15 protein-coding genes are annotated in these 20062 nt (G+C 50.1%); 9 read left to right on the plus strand and 6 right to left on the minus strand.

The annotated features are described in order from the left end of the window. Positions 1-82 precede the first annotated feature (82 nt). Both BN4314_RS06495 and BN4314_RS06500 read left to right on the plus strand, forming a co-directional pair. Positions 83-508, plus strand: coding sequence for a hypothetical protein (locus BN4314_RS06495; protein ID WP_068540384.1), 426 nt, complete (start codon positions 83-85; stop codon positions 506-508). Positions 509-537: 29 nt separating this feature from the next. Then, positions 538-2265, plus strand: a complete 1728-nt coding sequence (locus BN4314_RS06500) for an ABC1 kinase family protein (protein ID WP_068540386.1) — start codon at positions 538-540, stop codon at positions 2263-2265. A gap of 65 nt (positions 2266-2330) precedes the next feature. Here BN4314_RS06500 and BN4314_RS06505 read toward each other — a convergent pair whose 3' ends face one another. Genes BN4314_RS06505 through BN4314_RS06515 form a run of 3 tightly spaced genes read right to left on the minus strand, consistent with a single transcriptional unit; the run spans position 2331 to position 6623 of the window. Further along, positions 2331-4310, minus strand: a complete 1980-nt coding sequence (locus tag BN4314_RS06505) for an ABC transporter ATP-binding protein (protein ID WP_082911202.1) — start codon at positions 4308-4310, stop codon at positions 2331-2333. Further along, the gene (locus BN4314_RS06510; RefSeq protein ID WP_082911203.1) at positions 4303-6156 is read right to left on the minus strand and encodes an ABC transporter ATP-binding protein; all 1854 of its coding nucleotides are present in this window, start codon (positions 6154-6156) and stop codon (positions 4303-4305) included. The genes BN4314_RS06505 and BN4314_RS06510 overlap by 8 nt, the downstream gene beginning before the upstream one ends. Continuing rightward, entirely contained in the window at positions 6156-6623 is a 468-nt protein-coding gene (locus BN4314_RS06515) for a MarR family winged helix-turn-helix transcriptional regulator (RefSeq protein WP_068540388.1), read from the minus strand. The genes BN4314_RS06510 and BN4314_RS06515 overlap by 1 nt, the downstream gene beginning before the upstream one ends. 334 nt (positions 6624-6957) lie before the next feature. Here BN4314_RS06515 and BN4314_RS06520 point away from each other — a divergent pair, with 334 nt between their 5' ends. Genes BN4314_RS06520 through BN4314_RS06530 form a run of 3 tightly spaced genes read left to right on the plus strand, consistent with a single transcriptional unit; the run spans position 6958 to position 10621 of the window. Beyond that, positions 6958-7710: a DeoR/GlpR family DNA-binding transcription regulator gene (locus tag BN4314_RS06520; RefSeq protein ID WP_021735436.1), complete on the plus strand. Its 753-nt coding sequence runs from the start codon at positions 6958-6960 to the stop codon at positions 7708-7710. Next, positions 7707-8609, plus strand: a complete 903-nt coding sequence (gene pfkB / locus BN4314_RS06525; RefSeq protein WP_068540390.1) for a 1-phosphofructokinase — start codon at positions 7707-7709, stop codon at positions 8607-8609. The genes BN4314_RS06520 and pfkB overlap by 4 nt, the downstream gene beginning before the upstream one ends. A gap of 47 nt (positions 8610-8656) precedes the next feature. Then, entirely contained in the window at positions 8657-10621 is a 1965-nt protein-coding gene (locus tag BN4314_RS06530; protein ID WP_068540392.1) for a PTS fructose transporter subunit IIABC, read from the plus strand. A 194-nt stretch (positions 10622-10815) separates the two neighbouring features. On the opposite strand, the gene BN4314_RS06535 is transcribed toward BN4314_RS06530, so the two are convergent. Both BN4314_RS06535 and BN4314_RS06540 read right to left on the minus strand, forming a co-directional pair. Beyond that, complete coding sequence (locus BN4314_RS06535) at positions 10816-11703, minus strand: alpha/beta fold hydrolase (protein WP_082911204.1); 888 nt, start codon at positions 11701-11703, stop codon at positions 10816-10818. Between the two features lie 2 nt (positions 11704-11705). Next, complete coding sequence (locus BN4314_RS06540; RefSeq protein WP_068540394.1) at positions 11706-13760, minus strand: class I tRNA ligase family protein; 2055 nt, start codon at positions 13758-13760, stop codon at positions 11706-11708. A 223-nt stretch (positions 13761-13983) separates the two neighbouring features. On the opposite strand from BN4314_RS06540, the gene BN4314_RS06545 reads away from it, so the two are divergent. The 4 genes from BN4314_RS06545 (at position 13984) to queA (ending at position 18669) form a co-directional block, all read left to right on the plus strand. Beyond that, positions 13984-14904, plus strand: a complete 921-nt coding sequence (locus BN4314_RS06545; RefSeq protein ID WP_021735382.1) for an SPFH domain-containing protein — start codon at positions 13984-13986, stop codon at positions 14902-14904. A 161-nt stretch (positions 14905-15065) separates the two neighbouring features. Beyond that, the gene (locus tag BN4314_RS06550) at positions 15066-15713 is read left to right on the plus strand and encodes an epoxyqueuosine reductase QueH (protein ID WP_232309730.1); all 648 of its coding nucleotides are present in this window, start codon (positions 15066-15068) and stop codon (positions 15711-15713) included. A 113-nt stretch (positions 15714-15826) separates the two neighbouring features. Beyond that, the gene (locus BN4314_RS06555; protein ID WP_068540396.1) at positions 15827-17425 is read left to right on the plus strand and encodes an alpha-amylase; all 1599 of its coding nucleotides are present in this window, start codon (positions 15827-15829) and stop codon (positions 17423-17425) included. 59 nt (positions 17426-17484) lie between these two features. Then, on the plus strand, positions 17485-18669 hold the full coding sequence (gene queA, locus BN4314_RS06560) for a tRNA preQ1(34) S-adenosylmethionine ribosyltransferase-isomerase QueA (protein ID WP_068540890.1): 1185 nt from the start codon (positions 17485-17487) through the stop codon (positions 18667-18669). Between the two features lie 41 nt (positions 18670-18710). On the opposite strand, the gene BN4314_RS06565 is transcribed toward queA, so the two are convergent. Then, positions 18711-20003, minus strand: coding sequence for a coiled-coil domain-containing protein (locus tag BN4314_RS06565; protein ID WP_068540398.1), 1293 nt, complete (start codon positions 20001-20003; stop codon positions 18711-18713). Between the last annotated feature and the right edge of the window lie 59 nt (positions 20004-20062).

Consider the following 20062-nt stretch of genomic DNA (forward strand, 5'->3'; position numbering starts at 1 on the left):
ATTTTGTCAGAGCTCGCGTACGATGGGTATACAAAAGCCAACGGGTGCACACCCGTACAAGCTACAAACAAAGGAGCTTATTATGGCATTGCTTGACGACATGTCCGAGACCGCCCGTAAGATTTTTCTAGCTGGCATTGGTGCTGTTGCAACTGGCGCAGAAATGTCTGGTCAAATTGCAGAAAAGTCTGGTGCGCTCATCGAAGATCTGGTCAAGAAGGGCGAGCTTACGGTAGAGCAGGGCAAGACGCTCAATGAAGAGCTCAAGCACAAGGCTTCCGCGGCAAGTAGTGATACCGAGGCAAGTATTTTACGCGCCCGTCTACGTGGTATGACGCCCGAGGAGCGCGAGGCCTACGTGGCAAAAATTGCTCAGATCAAAGAAGACCTCAATGCTGAGCCTGTCGAGGTTGATGGTGAGCCTGTTGAGGAACCCGATATTGAGGTCGAAGTTGAGGTAGAGCCTGAGAGCGAAGCTAAGTCTGAGTCTGAGGATACCGAGGCATAGCATTTGCTGTTCCGCAGAGGTGTTCTTCCGTGACTGAAGACGAATTTGGACCTGAAGACCGCCTTGAGGGCTGGGAAGAAGCTCTCAAGGCGCAAGAAGGTGCCTTTGAGACTATAGGTATTTTTGGTGGGCGAAACACATCGTCTGACCAGTACCAAATTACGCGGGCGAGCAAACTGTCTCGTCTGAGGGATATCTTGGCGATTGCCAGCCATTATGATGTCTGGCACGGTTTGACGCCGCGGAGCATGAGGTCTCTGCTTGAAGAGTTGGGGCCTACCTTTGTAAAAGCAGGGCAGATTCTTTCTATGCGTTCGGAAATTTTGCCCGAAAGCTTTTGTAATGAGCTCAAAAAGTTGCGTACCGAAGTCGAGCCCATGGATCGCACGACCATGCTGCAGGCTTTGCGCGACGAATATTCAACTCCTATCGAGGATATTTTTGACGCTATCGATGATGTGCCGTTAGGTTCGGCATCAGTCGCTCAAGTGCATAAGGCTCGTCTTGTTACAGGTGAGTTGGTAGCTATCAAAATTCAGCGCCCTCAGGTACAAGAAAAGATGGCGCAGGATATCTCTATCATGCGCTCTCTTGCCCGCCGCATGGACAAACTGCTGCGAGGCAAGCTGTTCATTGATTTTTCTTCAGTGGTCGATGAACTTTGGCAGTCTTTTGTCGAAGAAACGGACTTTTTGGTCGAGGCCAAAAGTCTTGAGGAATTTGGTCGCAATAACGCTAACTGTAAATTTGTTGACTGTCCCAAGCCGTATTGGCGTTGGTGTACCCGCCATGTAGTCGTGATGGACTACGTTGAGGGTATCCCTGTCGATAAAACCGAGGAGCTCAAAGCGGCAGGCTATGACTTGTCCGAAATTGGCTCAAAGCTGGTTGACAATTACACACGTCAAATGCTTGATGATGGTTTCTTCCACGCCGATCCACATCCGGGCAATCTTGTAGTACGCGATGGTCAGCTGATTTTTCTCGATTTGGGCATTATGGGGCGCCTCACGGCGCTTGATCGAGCAGCGCTAACCGATATGGTGGTAGCAGTAGGTACCCGTGATTCCGTACGACTCAAAGATGGTTTATTGCGTTTTGCTTCCTCTGATACATCAGAAGTTGATCATGCAAGTTTGCTTGCAGATCTCGATCAAATTATTGCTAACTACGGTGAAGCAGATCTTTCCGAGCTTGATATTGCGGGTTTCTTTAATGCGTTGATTTCGATGGCGCGTGAAAATGGCATCGAGTTGCCAGGTTCGGTCACGATGCTGGCTCGCTCGCTCGTAACCCTCGAGAGCTTGGTCGATGAATTTTTGCCTGGTACTTCTATTGTTGACATCATTGGTCAGCATGTGAGTCATGTACGCAAAGAGCGTGTTGCCCCCATTGATGAGCTGCGTAGTTATGCGATGGAATTTGGTCGGGCAACTCATAGTTTGCTCCAGGCAGGAAGCGAAATGTCAAATATTTCGCGCATGCTTACCCGAGGTCAGCTCAGGACACAACTTGATGTGAATGGCCTGCACCGGCCTATGCGCAGTTTGGCACATGCGCTCGACCGCTTGGCAATGAGTATTATTATTGCTGGCTTATTTATTGGCTCATCGGTGGTGTATTTTGCCCGCATCAAGCCTGTTGTTTTTGGCATTCCTGTGATTGGATTTTTAGGCTATTTAGTGGCACTTGTTTTGGGCCTTTGGATTGTTATTTCCATCCTTCGTGAAAGTCATCGTCGCAAGCAAAATAAGTAGCGAAAAGCAAAGGAAAAGCGCCTAGCTGTGAACAGCTAGGCGCTTGGCTACGTCGCATAGTCTGACTATTCCAACTCGAACGCTCCAGTGTAGAGCTGATAGTAAGTACCTTTTGCTGCAATCAGGTCATCATGGGTACCGCGCTCGATAATGTGGCCATGGTCAAGCACAATAATCACGTCAGAGTTGCGAACGGTCGACAAACGGTGGGCGATGACAAAGGTTGTGCGACCTTCCATGAGTGCGTCCATACCATGCTGCACTATCTGCTCGGTACGGGTATCGATGGAGCTGGTTGCTTCATCAAGAATCATGACTGGCGGATCGGCTACAGCGGCGCGTGCAATTGAGAGCAGTTGGCGCTGGCCCTGCGAAAGGCGAGCAGCGTTGTCCGTAAGCATAGTCTCATAGCTCTGCGGCAGACGACGGATGAAGCTATCGGCACCTGCAATTTTTGCCGCACGGATGCACTCTTCATCGGAGGCACTCAGCTTGCCATAGCGAATGTTGTCCATAACCGTACCAGTAAATAGGTTGGTATCCTGTAGCACCATGCCAAGTGAGCGGCGCAAATCTGCTTTGCGAATCTTGTCAATATTGATGCCATCGTAGCGAATTTTACCGTCGGAAATATCGTAGAAGCGGTTAACCAAATTAGTGATAGTTGTTTTGCCAGCGCCTGTAGCGCCAACAAAAGCAACTTTTTGACCAGGTAAGGCATACAGTGAAATATCGTGTAGAACCTCGTGGTCAGGCTTATAGCCAAAGTCTACATCGACAAACACCACTTCGCCTTGTAGAGGAATCAAATCAACCTTGCCGCTGTTCTTGTGGGGATGTTTCCAAGCCCACTTACCAGAGTTTTCGTGGCACTCATGGAGACTTCCATCGGAGTCACGCACAACATTGACGAGCGTAACGTAGCCCTCATCGGTCTCGGTAGGCTCATCAAGCAGCTCAAAAATCCGTTCAGCGCCAGCGAGACCCATGACTACAAAGTTAATCTGGTTGGATACCTGACCAATTTGGCCTGCAAAACGCTTAGTCATATTGAGGAAGGGAATCACAATATCAATGGAGATAAGCATGCCCGAAATCGAGGGGTTGGCCATATGAGTCTCGAGCATAACGATACCCATAAGCGCAACTAACACATAGGCGATATTTCCCATATTCATCAGGATAGGGGCAAGCGTATTGCCATAGATGTTTGCCTTGTTGGAAGCCTCAAATAAGCGCGCATTAACCTCGGCAAAGCTCGCCTTGGTGGCCTCTTCGTGGGTAAATACCTTAATAACTTTTTGGCCACTCATAGCCTCTTCAACAAAACCTTCAGCATGTGCAAGCTCATGTTGCTGATCAAGGAAGAAGCGAGCAGAACGACCGCCCAGCAGACGGGTAACCCAAAACATCAGCGCAATAACCACCAGTACTACCAGTGATAGGGGTACTGAATACCACAGCATTAAAGCGAGAACTGAAATCATGGCAATACCAGAAATCAGCAGGTTGGGAAGGGCTACGCCAATCAGCTGACGTAGAGTATCAACGTCATTGGTATACGTAGACATAATGTCGCCATGTTTGCGCGTATCAAAATATCTAATGGGCAAATCTTCCATGTGGCTAAACATATCATTGCGAACGCGCATGAGCGTACCTTGGGTGACTACAGCAGCAAGTTGAGTCTCGATAACAATGGCTATCAATGCCAGTACGTAGCAGCCCAAGAGCGTAAATGCAATTTGCATAAGGGGAGCAGCTGCTGCCGACCAATCGCCTTGTTTCCAATACTGACCCACAACAGCAATGGCTTGCTGCAAAAACATGGAAGGCAAGGTGGCCACAACGGCCTGGGTAATGATGCAGATAAGAATAATGACGGTGTGAGCGGGATAGTAACGTATCATAAGGCCAATGGCACGTTGCAGCGTTGCCATGGGCCTGCGAGCTCCGCGCTTATGTTCAGGCTTGGAGTCGCTTTCGCCTGCGGGCTTTTGAGTTGTTTGAGCAGTTTCCTGCTTGAGTTCGTCTTGCTTACTCATCAGCCTTCCCTCCCTCTGCGATATCGCCCATGCGCTCGTCGTGGGACTTTTTGTTTTGGGTGGTATAGATGTCGCGATAAATATCGGATGTGTGTAGCAGTTCATCATGGGTGCCGATAGCGCTTATATGTCCGTCATTGAGTACCAAAATACGGTCGGCATCTTCGACAGACCCCGTACGCTGTGCGATGATAATCTTGGTTGTCTCAGGCGCGTAGCTGCGCAAACCATCGCGAATCAGACGATCGGTCTTGGTATCTACCGCACTGGTAGAATCGTCCATGATAAGGACACGTGGATGCTTGAGCAGGGCGCGTGCAATACAGAGGCGCTGTTTTTGACCACCAGAGACATTGGTGCCACCTTGCTCAATATAGCTGTCATATTTGTCAGGCATCAGCTGAATAAACTCATCTGCCTGCGCAATCTTGCATGCTTCGATAAGTTCCTCATCGGTGGCGTTTTTATCGCCCCAGCGCAGGTTTTCTTTGATGGTGCCCGAGAAAAGTACATTGCGTTGTAGCACAACTGCTACGGCATCGCGAAGGGTATCAAGATCATAGTCGCGCACATCGTGACCGCCCACGCGCACGGTACCTTCGGTTGCGTCGTACAAGCGGCTGATAAGCTGGATGAGGGTAGACTTACTGGAACCCGTTCCGCCGACAATGCCAAGTACCTCGCCGCTCTTAATATGTAGATTAACATCAGAAAGTGCCATACGGTCAGCGCGCTCAGAATAGCGGAAGCTCACATTGTCAAAGTCAATGCTGCCATCGGGTACTTCCATCAGAGGGTTTTCGGGATTTTTGATATCAGGGGTTTCCATAAGTACTTGGCAGATACGCTGAGCGCTCTCAAAAGACATCGTGATCATGACAAAAATCATCGTGAGCATCATCAAGCTCATCAGTATCGACATGCCATAGGTAAGCAGAGCAGATAAGGCTCCAACCTGCATGAGAGTGCCTTTGGATTGAATGATAGCTTTGCTGCCAAAGTAGATGACAAAAAGGAAGATGACATCAACCGAGAAGGTCATTACGGGGCTAATCCAAGCCAAGATACGCTCAACGTGGACAAAGTCGTGGTAGAGTGAGCCGCTCGCATCTCCAAATTTTTGTTTCTCATACTCTTCGCGAACATAACTTTTGACTACGCGTATACCATCAATGTTTTCTTGAACGGAGTCATTCAAGCGATCGTATTTCTTGAAAATACGGCGGAAGATAGGCAAAACCTTCACAACAATAAAGAAGAGAAATATACCTAGGAAGAGAGCAACAACCACAAAGACTGCTGCCATAGGACCTGCTGTAGCAAATGCCATGACGATGGCAAAGACAATCATCATGGGCGAACGGATTGCCGTACGAATAATCATCATGTATGCCTGCTGGACATTGGTTACATCTGTGGTGAGGCGGGTAACCAGTGATGAGGTTGAAAAACGATCAATATTGGAAAACGAAAAATCTTGAATCCGTGAGAAGATATCGTACCTGAGGTTTTTTGCAAAGCCAGCAGAGGCGGTTGAGCAGGTCACACCTGCTGCAGCACCAAAAGCAAGCGAGAGAATTGCGAGGAGGATAAGGGCAACTCCAAAGTTGGCAACGACGCTCATGCCAGCGCCTTCGTTGATGGCATTGATGAGCCCTGCGGTCAAGAAAGGCAGGGCACACTCGATGAGAACCTCAACGGTCACAAGAAGAGGAGTCTTAATGGAAAGCTTTTTATACTCACGAATACTGGGTTTAAGGATAGCGATGACCTCGCTAAAGCTATAAGCACCATCCTGGAAACCAAGACGCTTAGCCCAGCCTTGTTTTCGTGCTTCTTTTGCCATTACATCGCCCTCTCTTGATCTTCAATTTCGTGCCAATGTGCAGATATACAGTCAAGCATTTCTGCCAGTTGAGTTTTTTGTTCGTCTGAAAGCGGATAGAGGGACTGCTCTATAAAGGCTTCATGCTTGGCGTTGATTTCTTCAGCGCGCGTCGTTCCTTCTACGGTCAAAATCACCTCACGCTGACGACCATCGTGTTCCATGGGCTTGCGTTCAATCAGCTTTTCGTTTTCGAGTTTAGTGAGTACTTCAGAAAGTGATGCAGCTGCAGTTCCTGCCTGAGCGAGCAATTCGCGTTGAGGGAGGCTTCCACCAGCTTGACGCAGAGTAATGAGAATGTAGGGCTTGCCTGCGCGACCTCCTGCATGTTGATGCAAGAAAAAGCCGAGGTAAGCAAAATTTCGAAGTACTCGGCATTCGGTAGATAGTGGTGTGACCTCGTTTTTTTCGTCTTTTGCCTCGAGCATGATTTCCTCCCTCGCTCGAATAGTTTGTTTCTAAATTAGTGAATGTGCAGGAATTGTAGGTACCGAAAGAGCTGATGTCAAGGTACCGAACAATTTCTCTATTTTTATTGGAAGAAGTCCAAATTTCGCTCAAATAGGATATCCAAGACAGGCCAAAGAGCGTGGGAAAGTAAGTAGTACGACCGATTCCGGTGATAAAACTACCGGTCGCCGTTTATTTTGCTTATAAATGAGCGAATATGAGCGAATATATTGCAATAAAATTAAAATAGATCATAATCAATCAAAACAGATAGAGGATTGCAGATAGAGGATTGCTTCCCTAGGAGGCGAAATGTTGGCTCCAGAGAGACGCGAACGCATAGTTCAGCTTGTTGATATGTATGGCAGCATTTCGGCCAGTAGACTCATAGAAGAACTCGATGCTAGTCCTGCAACAATTCGCCGCGATATCGAAGCTCTAGCTCAGATGGGCCGTCTCGTTAAAGTGCATGGCGGCGCCACGGCACTCAATAGCTTTACCTACGAGACTTTTGATCGCGCTATGGATGAACGTTATGCGTTGAGTGTCGGTGAAAAGAAAATCATTGGTGCGCATGCTGCCGCACTTATTGAGCCAGGAGATTTTGTTTATATCGATGCAGGGTCTACCACTGAAGCTCTGGTAGATGCTCTGGATTGTCCGGGCGTAATGTTTGTTACCAATTCAGTCGTGCTTGCACGCAAGCTTGTATGTAAGGGTTACCGCACCTTTCTTACAGGCGGCGAGCTTAAGGCATCAACAGAGGCTTTGGTAGGTCCCGAGGCAATTTCAGGTATCCAACGTTATCACTTTACCAAGGGTTTTTGGGGTACCAATGGTGCCACGCGTGCTCAAGGTTTTACCACTCCTGATATTAACGAGGCCCAGGTCAAGCATGCAGCTATGGAAAGGGCGGGCCAGCGTTTTGTACTTGCAGATGCCGATAAACTTGGCCGTGTTGCGCCCGTAACTTTTGCAGAGTTCGCTTCGGCTACGGTTATCACCGCAGGCGATGTGAATAGTGTGTTCGGTAAGCTTCCCAACGTAGTGGAGGTATCTGAATGATTTACACCGTTACATTCAATCCAGCGCTCGACTATGCAGTGGGGGTGGAACACCTACAACTTGGCTCGGTCAATCGTACTTGCAGTGAAAAAATTCTTCCTGGTGGTAAGGGTATCAACGTATCAATTGTCTTGGGCAATTTGGGGCATGAATCCATCGCATTGGGCTTTGTCGCAGGCTTTACTGGTCGTGAGATTGAAGAGCGCACGGAGTCTTATGGTGCTCGGTGCCAGTTTATTCATGTCGCTGAAGGTCTTTCTCGTATTAATGTAAAGATCAAAAGCGATGAAGAATCTGAAATCAATGGTATGGGACCGCGTATTACCGACGCTGATGTGCAGGCGCTTTTTGAGCAGCTTGATACCCTAGTTGAAGGTGACGTGCTGGTGATTTCTGGCTCGATTCCTTCGGTGCTGCCAGCTGATATGTATGAGCGTATCATGGCCCGTCTTGAGGGGCGTGGCATTCGTATTGTCGTTGATGCCGAGCGTGAATTGCTTACCAACGTGTTGTCGTATCACCCGTGGTTGATTAAACCAAACAACCATGAGCTTGGGGCCATTTTTGGTGTTGAGCTGCGCACTCGCGATGAGGTTGTGCCTTATGCCAAAAAGCTACAAGAGCGTGGTGCGGCAAATGTATTGATTTCTATGGCAGGAGAAGGTGCAGTGCTGGTTGCTGAAGACGGCACGGTTACTGGTGGTCCTGCTCCTAAGGGCACTGTGGTCAACTCCGTAGGTGCTGGTGACTCGATGGTTGCTGGCTTTGTAGCGGGTTATTTGGAGAAGGGAAATTACGAGGACGCATACAAGATGGGCGTTGCGTGTGGTAGCGCATCTGCATTCTCGCCTGAGTTGACGACTCGTGCTGAGGCGGAAGCTCTGCTTGCAACTCTATAAGACAGGTCGATAGCTGGCACACGTATGTTAGGTGAAAGGGGAGACGCATGAGGATTAAAGACTTACTTAAGTCCGAGACAATCAAGATTGGAGGTGCTCCAAAAGATAAAGCTGCAACCATCGACCAGATGGTGGCGCTGATGGAGCATCAAGGCAACATTATTGATGTTGAGACCTATAAAAAGGCAGTCCTTGCTCGTGAAGCCGAGATGAGTACGGGCGTGGAGAACGGTCTTGCTATCCCTCATGGCAAGTCTTCTGCGGTAAGCAAGCCTGGTTTGGCTGCAATGACCATTCCTGCAGGTGTTGACTATGAAGCACTTGATGGAGAGCCGACCACGCTGGTCTTTTTGATTGCAGCTCCCGACACCGAGGACAACGTACATTTGCAGGTGCTTGCAAGCCTTTCCCAACTCTTGGTTGATGAGGAGCTTTGCAATAAGCTGCGTGCAGCAAAGACGCCAGATGAGTTCCTTAATCTGCTCAATGCCGCTGAGGATGCTCTCTATGTTGCCGAGCAGGAAAAGAAGCATGAACTTGAAGCTCAGACGGGTCAGTTTGATCTCGTTGCTATTACTGCTTGCCCCACCGGCATTGCTCATACCTATATGGCTGCAGAAAGTCTTGAGAAGAAGGCTGCCGAGATGGGTCTTAAAATCAAGGTTGAGACCCAGGGTTCTGGCGGTGCTAAAAATGTCATCACGGCAGAGGATGTCAAATCTGCAAAAGGTGTCGTAATCGCCGCTGATAAAAACGTCGACCTTGCACGCTTTGCGGGTAAACCTGTCTACTCCACTACCGTTACCAAGGGCATCCAGGAACCTGAGCTGCTTATCAACAAGGTCATGAATGGTGAGGCTGCTATTTATGCTGGTAGTGGTGCCGCACCAGTGAGTTCGGCCGATGATGGTGAGGGCGTTGGTCATATCATCTACAAACACCTGATGAACGGTGTTTCTCACATGCTGCCATTCGTTATTGGTGGCGGTATCCTGACAGCACTTGCCTTCCTCTTTGATATGGGTGCAGCTGGTGCTGGCAATTATGGTTCTTCTACACCTTTTGCCTTCTTCTTTAAGGCAATCGGCGGTGAGGCTTTTGGTTTGATGCTGCCCATCCTTGCGGCATATATCTCGATGTCGATTGCTGACCGTCCTGGTTTGGCACCTGGCTTTGTTGGTGGTTTATTTGCCAAGGCTGGCTATAGCTTAGGTTATGTGACCGCAACTGCAGCTGGTGATGCGGAAGCGGCTGCCGCTGCCTGCGTCTCTGGTGGTTTCCTAGCAGCACTCTTTGCTGGTTTTGCTGCAGGCTACATTATGTTGAGTATCGAGAAGCTCTGCGACGGTATGCCTAAATCTCTTGAAGGTATCAAGCCCATCCTCATCTATCCACTTTGCGGAGTGCTTGTTGTTGGTGGCGTGATGTTCCTGCTTAACCCGATTTTTGGCGCTATCAATACTGCTCTAAACAACTTCCTTGCTGGCATGGGTACAACCAACCTTGTTTTGCTTGGCGCAGTTGTCGGTGGCATGATGTCCATCGATATGGGTGGCCCATTCAACAAGGCTGCCTACGTCTTTTCCACGGGTCTACTTGCTGATGCCACGCTTGGCTCCGCTGGTCAGGTAGTCATGGCTTCCTGCATGGTTGGTGGTATGGTGCCGCCTTTGGTTATTGCTCTGTCCACAACCTTCTTTAAGAACAAGTGGAACAAGGCCGATCGTGACGCTGGCTTGGTAAACTACATCATGGGCCTGTCCTTTATCTCTGAGGGCGCCATTCCCTTTGCTGCTGCTGACCCTGCCCATGTTCTTCCGAGCTGCATCGTTGGTTCTGCTGTTGCTGGCGGACTGTCTGCACTCTTTGGTTGCTACAGCCCTGCTCCCCATGGTGGCGCTTGGGTTATTGCTGTCCTTGGCAATCCCGCGATGTTCATCCTTGCCCTGCTCGCTGGTTCTGTTGTTGGTATGCTGATTCTTTCCTTCTGGAAGAAGTCTGTCAACGAGTAGAGGTCACTCTCACGTGGCGTTACTCGCGCAAGCTACACTGCTTGTCCATAGGTAGTTCAAGGGAGTCGCCTTGCTGCGGCTCCCTTTTTCTTTTCGACTCTGCTGAAAGATCGAGGCTGCTTTAACGATTACGACTCTGCCTGTCAAACGCCACACATCGTTTTAACTGTCGTGTCTTTGAAGCAGATGGATCGTTACTCGGCAGCGGCGATGGTAACGAGTAGTTCGCGGAGGACGGCTTCGGGAGCGACTTTGGGCAAAGTATGATCGGCATTTGCGATGATGACTTCGCGTGCGTCAGGAATCGCCGTGGCGATGCGGTGGGTCTCACTTTGCGGAATTTCGTCAAGCTCACCTGCCATAACGCAGGTAGGACACGCAATATCTTCCAAGCTCGCAGGATCAATATGTGGCTCGACTACCATCATGTGAAGCAACTCCGCTATATGAGAGGCCTCTACACGGGTTGGGGCCGGCGTACCATCTTCGTAACAGGCAGACTCATCACCAGCAACGGACCAAGCGCGGTATGCCTCGGCAGTTTCTTCAAAAAAATCATTGCTTCCCATATTGTCAGGCGAAAGGTTTGCGCCAATCGAGCAAAGCGAAGCTACACGCTCCTCATAGTCGCGCGCCATTAACAAACCTTCGATAGCGCCATCAGAAAAACCTAGTACGTGTACTTTTGCGAGATCTGCAGCATCAAGTGCAGCAATAGCATCAGCGCACATGAGCTCATACGTGAGTGGAGCCGTGCCTCTTGTGCTGACACCTTGAGCTCGAGAATCCACCGCAAGTACCGTGCGCCCACAGCCAACGAGCGCATCAATCACCGCACCAAAAATCCCATGTTCCTCACCGTTGCCATGCAGCATCAATACGGGGTAGCGAAAAGGAACCGCGACATTTACTACGACAGGTGCCCCATCTGCTGGCGCGTAGAGAAACGCGTGAATATGAGCTCCATCCTTAGTGAGCACATCAAACTCACACGTGAGCTGGGTATGCGGGCGCTCATAAGGGCGTGGAATATGTAGAGGTGGCAACTCGGGCATGAGTTGGTTTGGAGATAACTCAAGCATGCCTATCTACCTTGACTTGGATGTTTCTCAAAGAAATCAAAACGTGGAGGTAGCGCTACGATAGCATGCTCAGTAGGAGTCTGACCAAGGAGTGCGGCCAATCCAGCGGGATCTTCAAAGCAATGTTCCCATGAGAAGAAGAGCTCTGACTCAAAGCCCAAATACTCGCAAATCTTTTCGCAACCAGTAGGCGCGGCGGGATGCATGAGCAGCGTCGTTGTGCGTAAGGCTGCAAAGGCATCAGCAAGCGCTTGCTCGTAGGCAGCATCATCGCCCTTGGCGGCTTTGCTTGCGTTGCCCCACCGTTTGTTGGCAGCGCGAGCAAAATCATCTACAACGCCTAGTGCACTGTGTGCGTCAAATACGTGAGCTGCACGTTCAAAGGCAAGCACAGCTTCACGGCATTCATCAACAACTTCTGCCTTGGGAGCTACTGTGGGCAGGTGGCCCTCACAGACATTTGCCGCACCATAAAAGCAGGAACGCGCTAAACGATTAAATATATTCGTCAAAAATGCGCTTTCTTTTAGGGCGGGGTCAGCCACGCGCGGATCGTCTTTTACGAGTACTTCTTCACCGGTTTTTTTGTCCTTGTGTGAGACAGAAGTATCAAAGGCCTTAGGGGAGAAGGAGACTGCTTTTTGATCGAGGGCTAGTGACAACCAGTGGCAACGCAGCTGTTCGGGCGTGTAGTAATCAAGTAGTTCGGCTGCCATTGGAGGTTTAATAGCACCCGAGCTGGAAGCCTTCTTATTCATAAAGAGCACGTGATAGTTGGCAATTGGCGTGTCTTGTGTGAGCTTCCAGTCAAGTGCTGCCCACATTGCGGGCTGAGCAACGCAGTAGAAATAGATGTTGTCTTGGCCGATGAACTGATAAACCTTTGCCTCGGGATCGCACCACCATGCGCGCCAATCGTGATTGGCGTAGCGTGGCGTTTGGCCTTCGCCACTTCGGTCAGAATCAAGTGCGAGTGCGGTTTGTACAAAGGAGATAGGCGCCCACAGGCTTTCGGGCCAGCACCACACAGTTAAATCTTGGTTTGTGGCAGCAGCAGAGCCATCGATGTCTGGTGCTGGTACGCCCCAAGAAATATTGCCCGTAATGCGGAATGGCAGCAGGGTTTTGCCTGTGCGGAAGCGAATCTCGGCTCCTTCCAAAACACTGCGTGCTTTGTCACGATCTTGCCAGTTGTTGAATTCGACCGAGAAGGACGACTGGTTTTTCTCGGCCTCAATGGTTGTGTGCTGAGGCAGCTCTGCTTCAACAGCATGGTAGGTCTCGTAAAACTTTGTCTGGATATACATTACTGGTGCCACAAGTGACTCACGCACCGTCTTGGTAACGATAGCGCGCACTTGAGGATCAGCGTCCCACTCGTCCATGAGTTCCTCGAGCACGTGTTGGTATTTCGGCAAATCAAAGTACCAGTTTGCAACGGGGCGCAGCTCGGGCGTGGTGCCGGTGAGCTGCGACACAGGTGCAATAAGCTCTTCGGGATCAAATTGGTGACCCAAGTCGCATTCGTCTGCGTAGGCTTTTTCGGACTTGCAACCGCGGATGGGGCAACGACCGATAACCTGGCGACCATTGAGGAACTGCTTGGCTTTGGTGTCATAAAACTGCAAGGTCTCGCGCTTGATAAGAACACCCTTTTCATACAAACGACGAATTAAGATATCGGAAAGTTCTTCATGAAAATGAGCTGCTGGCTCCAGTCCAGAACCTGCAAAGATATCGAGAGAAATTCCGTAGGCATCAAGCGCGACCTTTTGCGCTTCGTGATTGTCGCGCACGTAGTCTTCAATGGTGCCTGCATAGCTTTCGCCTTCGACCTTCTTGCGATAGCCCTCCATGATGGGTGAGCCATAGCAGTCGGTGCCCGAAACAAACAACACATTTTTGGCACCAATACGGTCGCGCAGAAAACGAGCAAAAAAATCCGCTGGCACAAATACGCCACCAATGTGGCCAAAGTGCAGGTTTTTGTTGCCATAAGGCATTCCGCCTGTGATAACGGCGCGACGGGGGAAATTTGGACGATCTACAGAAGACATGCGTACTGCTCCTAGAGTTGATGGGTGTGCTTCGCGATTATCCCACAATGTTGCAGGAAGCGGGCAGGGAAGTTGGGTGTAATAGATTGTGACGGTATTGTGATGACAGACGTAGAGCAAAAATATCGCCCGCAAGGCTCAGATTAAGAGTAGGTGGAGAAGGGTACTATCTACTCGTCTTTTGGGTGCAGCCAAGCGGACTGCGTCTGAGAAAGGAAATGCGATGTTTTTCCTATTTGTAATTCTGCTGGTTTTTGGTGCTAGTGCAGTGCTTTCGACGGCGTATGTTGTGCGTCAACAGCACGTTGCAATCGTCGAGCGGCTCGGTAAATTTCATGGCATTATGTTGCCTGGCTTTCATGTGAAGGTGCCTTACGCTGATCGTACCTTTGATGTGGACTTGATGACCGAAGATCAGCATATGACCTTTGATGCCAAAACCTCTGACAATGTCACCATCGAGTTGGATGTGTCTATCCAGTATCACGTTGACGCATCTGATATTCAGTTGGGTGCTGAGAGTGGTATTTGGAAGAGCCGTTACACCCTGACTAATCCTGTGACTCAGATGCAGGATTATCTAGCAGATGCTTTGCGTAGCCAAATTCCTAATCGTAGTCTTGACGAGGTCTTCTCTGAGAAAGATGCCATTGCTCAGGCCATTGACGAAGCAGTTGCGACAAAGATGCTGAACTACGGCATTGTACTGGTAACTACGCTGATTACTTCAATCCGCCTGCCTAAAGAGGTACAGGAATCGATGAACCATATCATCGCATCCAAGAATAACCTTGAGTCTGCTACCAATGATGCAAATGCCGAGCGTGCAAAGACGGTTATCGCGGCAAAGGCTCGCGCCGAAGCTATGGCAGCCGAGGGTCAAGGTATCGCTGACCAACGTGTCGCTATTGCTCGTGGTATCAAAGAATCCATCGATACCATTAAGGGATCCGAGCTCACTGAGGCCGATGCCAATCGTTTGTTTGAGTTTACCCAGTGGATTGATATGATGCGCGGCTTTGCCGAAAAGGGTGCATCGACGGTGGTGCTACCCAATGATTTCCGTGAGAGTACATCTCAGTTTGAGCAGTTTGTCTCTGCTTTGGAAACTCCCCGCGCCTCCAGTGAAGATGGGGAAAACTAAGCGTCTATCTGCATAAATGCAAGCAACTTGAAACTCGGCAGCTCAAAAGGCTGTCGAGTCTCTTTTATTGAGTATGCATAGTCCTCACAAATGAGTCTGCTATGCTTGGCTGGCTGTTGTGCTTGGCTGGTCGCTTGAACGTACCATCTTGAGGAGGTGGCATGGAAAAGCAAAGCACTACGATAATGTTCCCGCCACAGAGGATAGCTCCCCATCCTGGCACACCTTTGCTTTTGCATGCTTGCTGCGGTCCTTGCTCACTTGAACCGCTCAAACTTTTGCGGCAGGAGGGTTGGGATCCTTTAATCTGTTGGACTAATCCCAATATTGCGCCCGTTGCCGAGCATGACTTACGTCTGCGCACCTTGCAGGCTTGGGCACATGATATTGCTCACGTAGATGTTATCGTAGCTGGGGATGACCGTGAGAGCTGGGAGCGCAAGGTGGCACCCGCGGGACTCAAGCGTGAGCGTCGCTGCCGCGCTTGCTATGCACAGCGTCTCGAGGAAAGTTGTCGTGTGGCTGTTGCACAGGGCTTTGAGTACATCAGCACAACGCTGGTAGTCTCGCCGTATCAGCTCTTTGAGGTCTGCCATGAGGTGCTGTTTGCGCTGGCGCATCGTTATGGTCTCACGCCAGTCTGGCGTGATTTTCGTCCGTATTATCCCGAAGCGACTATAGAGTCGCGTGAGCTCAATATGTATCGCCAAAACTATTGTGGTTGTCGTTTTTCGGCAGCAGAGGCCGCGCTTGACCGCCAACAGGCGCGTGATGTTCGCAAAGCTGCGCGTAAAAACCAGCTTGGCTAGGGGGATTGATTTGGCTCGGGAGATTACCGCAGCCAGCCTGGCGTTTTGCTTTGCTCGAGCTATCCCTGCGATGTGCCCCAAACTCCTAACGAATTCCTACATTGGAGGAACGTATGAATAATGGCATGATGCTCCAAGGTTTTTCTTGGTATCTTCCTGCAGACGGTCAACATTGGAAGCGTATGGCACGGCTTGCGCCGACGTTGGCACAGATGGGAATCACAGCGGTCTGGCTGCCGCCTGCGTATAAAGCAGCTGAGGGTGGCGAGAGTGTGGGCTATAGCGTATATGACACCTGGGATTTGGGTGAGTTTGACCAGTGTGGCTCGGTACGTACTAAATATGGCACCAAAAAAGAATATCTTGCGGCGATTGGAGCCCTGCAAAAGGCAGGCATTCAGGTGCTCGGTGACATCGTACTCAATCATCGTATGGGTGGTGAGGAGACTGAGCATGTGCGTGCATTTGAGGTTGATGCTGCCGCACGTGAATCTGACCTGACCGAAGAAAAGACCATTTCTGCGTGGACCCGCTATCGTTTTCCTGGGCGTAACGCTCAATACTCTGATTTTCAGTGGGATTGGACCTGTTTTCACGGTACGGATTGGGACGAGGACACGCATCAGACAGGCATCTTTCGCTTTGCCGGCAAGAAGTGGGACGAGGATGTTGACCATACTGAAAATGGCAACTTTGACTACCTCATGGGTAACGATGTTGATGTTAACAACCCTGCCGTTGAAGCAGAGCTGGTGCGCTGGGGTGAGTGGTATATAAAGACAACGGGTCTTGATGGTTTGCGCCTTGATGCGCTCAAGCACGTGTCAAAGTCTTTCTTCCGCCGCTGGATTGCTCATTTACGTGAAAAATGTGGCTGTGAACTTTTTACCGTAGGTGAGTATTGGTCGCCTGAACTAAGCGAACTCGAAGCATATTTGGGCGAAGACATGCCAATGAGTCTCTTTGATGTACCGCTACACTACAAACTTTTTGGTGTGTCAAATAGCATGGGCACTATGGATTTAGCCCATCTTTTTGATGGTACCTTGGTAGCAAGTAACCCTGTACATGCAGTGACCTTTGTGGACAATCACGATACCCAGCCAGGCCAAGCCTTGGCATCTACGGTTGCGTCTTGGTTCAAACCAAGCGCCTACATGCTGATATTGCTGCGTGAAGCAGGTTATCCTTGTGTCTTTTATGGTGATCTTTTTGGTGCTGGAGCCGAGGCTAAGGCTGGCGAGGAGGGAGAAGACACGCCCGCGTTGCCTGTGGTACGTAATCTTCCCCTGCTCATGGAAATTCGTCAGCGTCATGCGTACGGCGCACAACATGACTATTTTGATGACAAAGATCTCATTGGATGGACGCGCGAAGGCGATGATGAACATGCGGGTAGTGGCATTGCGGTGGTAATTACTGACGGAGAGGGCGGCACCAAGCACATGTATGTGGGCACCCAGCATGCGGGCAAAGATTTTGTCTGTGTCGTAGGCCAAGAAGATAAGATAGTAATTGATGAGGAAGGCTACGGTGACTTTAGCGCTGCTCCTGGTTCAGGTAGCGTTTACCTTGAGGCCAAATCTGCAGAGGCACTCAAGCATGATCGTATCCTGCGTCGTGCCGAGACCGAGCCTTCGATTGTGCCCACTTCACGCAAGGGTGCTCATCCTGTGCCTGCCAATTTCGCTCCCTGGCGTCGTCGGAAGTAGGCTCGTGCTATTGTTGTCGCGGTCTTTTGTTTTGTTTGCAAGGAGCTATACACATGCCTATGCGCACTGATGATTTTGATTATGAATTGCCGCAAGAGTTGATTGCGCAAGCCCCTGTCGAGCCGCGTGATTCGTGTCGCCTGTTGGTATTGCACCGCGATGCGACCTCAGACGGACGTCCCGCGGGCAGTGTCGATGACCGTCACTTCTATGACATACTGGACTATCTCGAAGCTGGAGATTTGCTTGTTATCAATAAGACGCGCGTGATGCCTGCGCGCCTTGTGGGACGCAAGCGCAAGACGGGTGGTGTTGCTGAAACACTGTTGCTGAAGCGCCGTGAAGATCAAGATCCGTTGGGTCACGTGTGGGAATGCCTGGTCAATCCAGGCAAGCGTCTCAAGCAGGGCGCTGTGGTGGAATATCGCGAAGGTGGCCTGCATGCATCTGAGGCATCTCCTGTGGTACTTTCAGGCGAAATCCTTGATTTTGTTCCTGATAACAAGGGCGGACGTCTTATTCGTTTTACTCCTGCCGACGGTCTTACCCTAGACGAGGCTATACACAAAGCGGGTCATGTGCCTTTGCCCCCCTATATCACCAAGTATGAAGGTGATCCCGAAAAGTATCAGACGGTCTATGCTATGCAAGAAGAGCACTCTGCTGCTGCTCCCACGGCAGGTCTACACTTTACATCTGAACTGCTTGATCGTATAAAAGCTGCAGGTATCGGTATTGTTGCGGTGGAACTAGAGGTGGGTATCGATACCTTCCGTTTGGTAACTGAAGATGATCCCAGCGAACATGTCATGCACACTGAGCGCTATCACCTTCCGCAGGAGGTGGTCGATGCGGTACATGCTACCAAAGCTGCCGGTCATCGCGTTATTGCAGTGGGAACAACAGCTGTCCGCTCGCTTGAAAGTGCCTGGGAAGCAAAGGCACCTGTAGCAGCGTGCCCCGTAACGGCGCGTCATTTTGAAGACGCTGATGACTCTGCAGCGATACTGGGCAAAGGTGACATTGTGGCGCGCAATAGCGCCACAACCAATCTGTACCTCATGCCTGGTTCTACCTATCACGTGGTAGATGGACTAATCACTAATTTCCACGTACCGCGTTCGACACTGGTGATGCTGGTTTCGGCATTTGCGACACGCGAACAGATTCTCTCGGCGTATCGGCATGCAGTTAACGAGAAGTACCGTTTCTTCTCCTTTGGAGACGCCATGTTTATCGAGTAATCATCTCTTGTGTGCGTCAATATCATCGTGGTTATAGGTGCTTACTTAGAAAAGAAAAGCAGCCAAATTACAGCTACGATAATGATAACGAGCACAATAGCGATACTGATGATCAATGCGCGCGAGCCACGAGTCTCGGTTCTGAGTATATGCTCTTTTTGGGCAAGAGAATCAGCCTCAGCATTCATTGCCGCTGCTTGTTCTTGCGAGTTTGCGATACGCTCGTGCAGCTCGGTAGTCACTTCAGGTGTGGAGTGGATATCGTTAGCCTCATCTAGCGCTGCTTGTGCAACATCTGCGCGCTCGCGAGCTTCAGTAGCATTGTCGTTTGCCTGTTCAAGATCGCTATCGCAGACCGCAATCTGCTTTTTGAGTGCCTCTTCGTCAGCCATGGCCTGTTTATAGAGCCCGTCATATTCTTCTTTACGGGCACCTGCCTCGGCCTTGGCCTCACTTGCCTGATGTTCCACCTCGGCCAAAATCTGCTTGCGCGAAGCGAGATAGGTCTGCGCTGTTTCAACGCGTTGATCGGCTTCAGCTGTTACGGTGGGAACCTTTTGTTTGGCAAGGTCAAGTGCTGCTTGTTCAGTAATGACTTGGTGCAGCAGACGGTCGGAGGTGCTTGGAGTGGTATTTTGGCTTTGCTTTGCACGGGTAAGCTCGTCTTGTGCGCGTTGTAAGCGATCGCGTGCGGTATCAACTGCACGGTTTGCCGAGGCTATTGCTGCATCACGGTTGCGTACCGCATCTGCTTCTTGGGATTCGGCAGATTTAGCATCGCGGCGAGCCTCACCGAGGGCGCGTGATGCATCATCAGCGCGCGCTTTGGTGGTTTCCATGAGACCCCGGTAAGGACCCAGCTTTTCCTCATGTTTGGCTTTCATCGCCTCAAGTTGTTTTATGAGATCGCTACGAGTTGCACTCGCAAGGTCACCACGAGCATGCGCATCTTTCTCATCAGCACTTGCTTGTTCGAGATCGGCGGTATTACGGGCGATGATTTGCTCAAAATTTTGCTCAATGGACAGACGGTGATTGAGCTCATCGGTGTCTTCCTCGATTTCAGCTTGAAGTTCGGCAAGACGTTGACGAGCTTCCTCGGTGCGCCTCGAGGCATGATGTACCTCACGTAAAGCAGTAATACCCGCGAGAAATGCATTTTCAGACAACGGTTTTTCATCGCTTTCAGCGGATAATTCCCTCGTTGTTGGCTCATCAGTTGGAGCTGAGCCATAGGCAGCGGGATAGCTGTCAGGCATATCTGCTGAATGTAGTGTCTCAGGAGCGCTATCCTGTTCGTCTGTTTTTGTCTCATTTGCGAAGAAGAGCTTCATCGTGTTCCCTTTCGCTATATCTGCAAAGTGCTAAAAATTAGTATACGTGTTACTAGATA

Origin of the sequence: Olegusella massiliensis, assembly GCF_900078545.1 — a bacterium.
Taxonomy (GTDB): domain Bacteria; phylum Actinomycetota; class Coriobacteriia; order Coriobacteriales; family Atopobiaceae; genus Olegusella; species Olegusella massiliensis.

Excerpts from the sequence above, each read along its gene's own strand:
- BN4314_RS06565 (WP_068540398.1), bottom strand. The coding sequence starts at position 20,003 with ATGAAGCTCTTCTTCGCAAATGAGACAAAAACAGACGAACAGGATAGC.
- BN4314_RS06545 (WP_021735382.1), top strand. The coding sequence starts at position 13,984 with ATGTTTTTCCTATTTGTAATTCTGCTGGTTTTTGGTGCTAGTGCAGTG.
- BN4314_RS06520 (WP_021735436.1), top strand. The coding sequence starts at position 6,958 with ATGTTGGCTCCAGAGAGACGCGAACGCATAGTTCAGCTTGTTGATATG.
- BN4314_RS06555 (WP_068540396.1), top strand. The coding sequence starts at position 15,827 with ATGAATAATGGCATGATGCTCCAAGGTTTTTCTTGGTATCTTCCTGCA.
- BN4314_RS06550 (WP_232309730.1), top strand. The coding sequence starts at position 15,066 with ATGGAAAAGCAAAGCACTACGATAATGTTCCCGCCACAGAGGATAGCT.
- BN4314_RS06540 (WP_068540394.1), bottom strand. The coding sequence starts at position 13,760 with ATGTCTTCTGTAGATCGTCCAAATTTCCCCCGTCGCGCCGTTATCACA.
- BN4314_RS06530 (WP_068540392.1), top strand. The coding sequence starts at position 8,657 with ATGAGGATTAAAGACTTACTTAAGTCCGAGACAATCAAGATTGGAGGT.
- BN4314_RS06515 (WP_068540388.1), bottom strand. The coding sequence starts at position 6,623 with ATGCTCGAGGCAAAAGACGAAAAAAACGAGGTCACACCACTATCTACC.
- BN4314_RS06510 (WP_082911203.1), bottom strand. The coding sequence starts at position 6,156 with ATGGCAAAAGAAGCACGAAAACAAGGCTGGGCTAAGCGTCTTGGTTTC.
- queA (WP_068540890.1), top strand. The coding sequence starts at position 17,485 with ATGCGCACTGATGATTTTGATTATGAATTGCCGCAAGAGTTGATTGCG.
- pfkB (WP_068540390.1), top strand. The coding sequence starts at position 7,707 with ATGATTTACACCGTTACATTCAATCCAGCGCTCGACTATGCAGTGGGG.
- BN4314_RS06495 (WP_068540384.1), top strand. The coding sequence starts at position 83 with ATGGCATTGCTTGACGACATGTCCGAGACCGCCCGTAAGATTTTTCTA.
- BN4314_RS06535 (WP_082911204.1), bottom strand. The coding sequence starts at position 11,703 with ATGCTTGAGTTATCTCCAAACCAACTCATGCCCGAGTTGCCACCTCTA.
- BN4314_RS06505 (WP_082911202.1), bottom strand. The coding sequence starts at position 4,310 with ATGAGTAAGCAAGACGAACTCAAGCAGGAAACTGCTCAAACAACTCAA.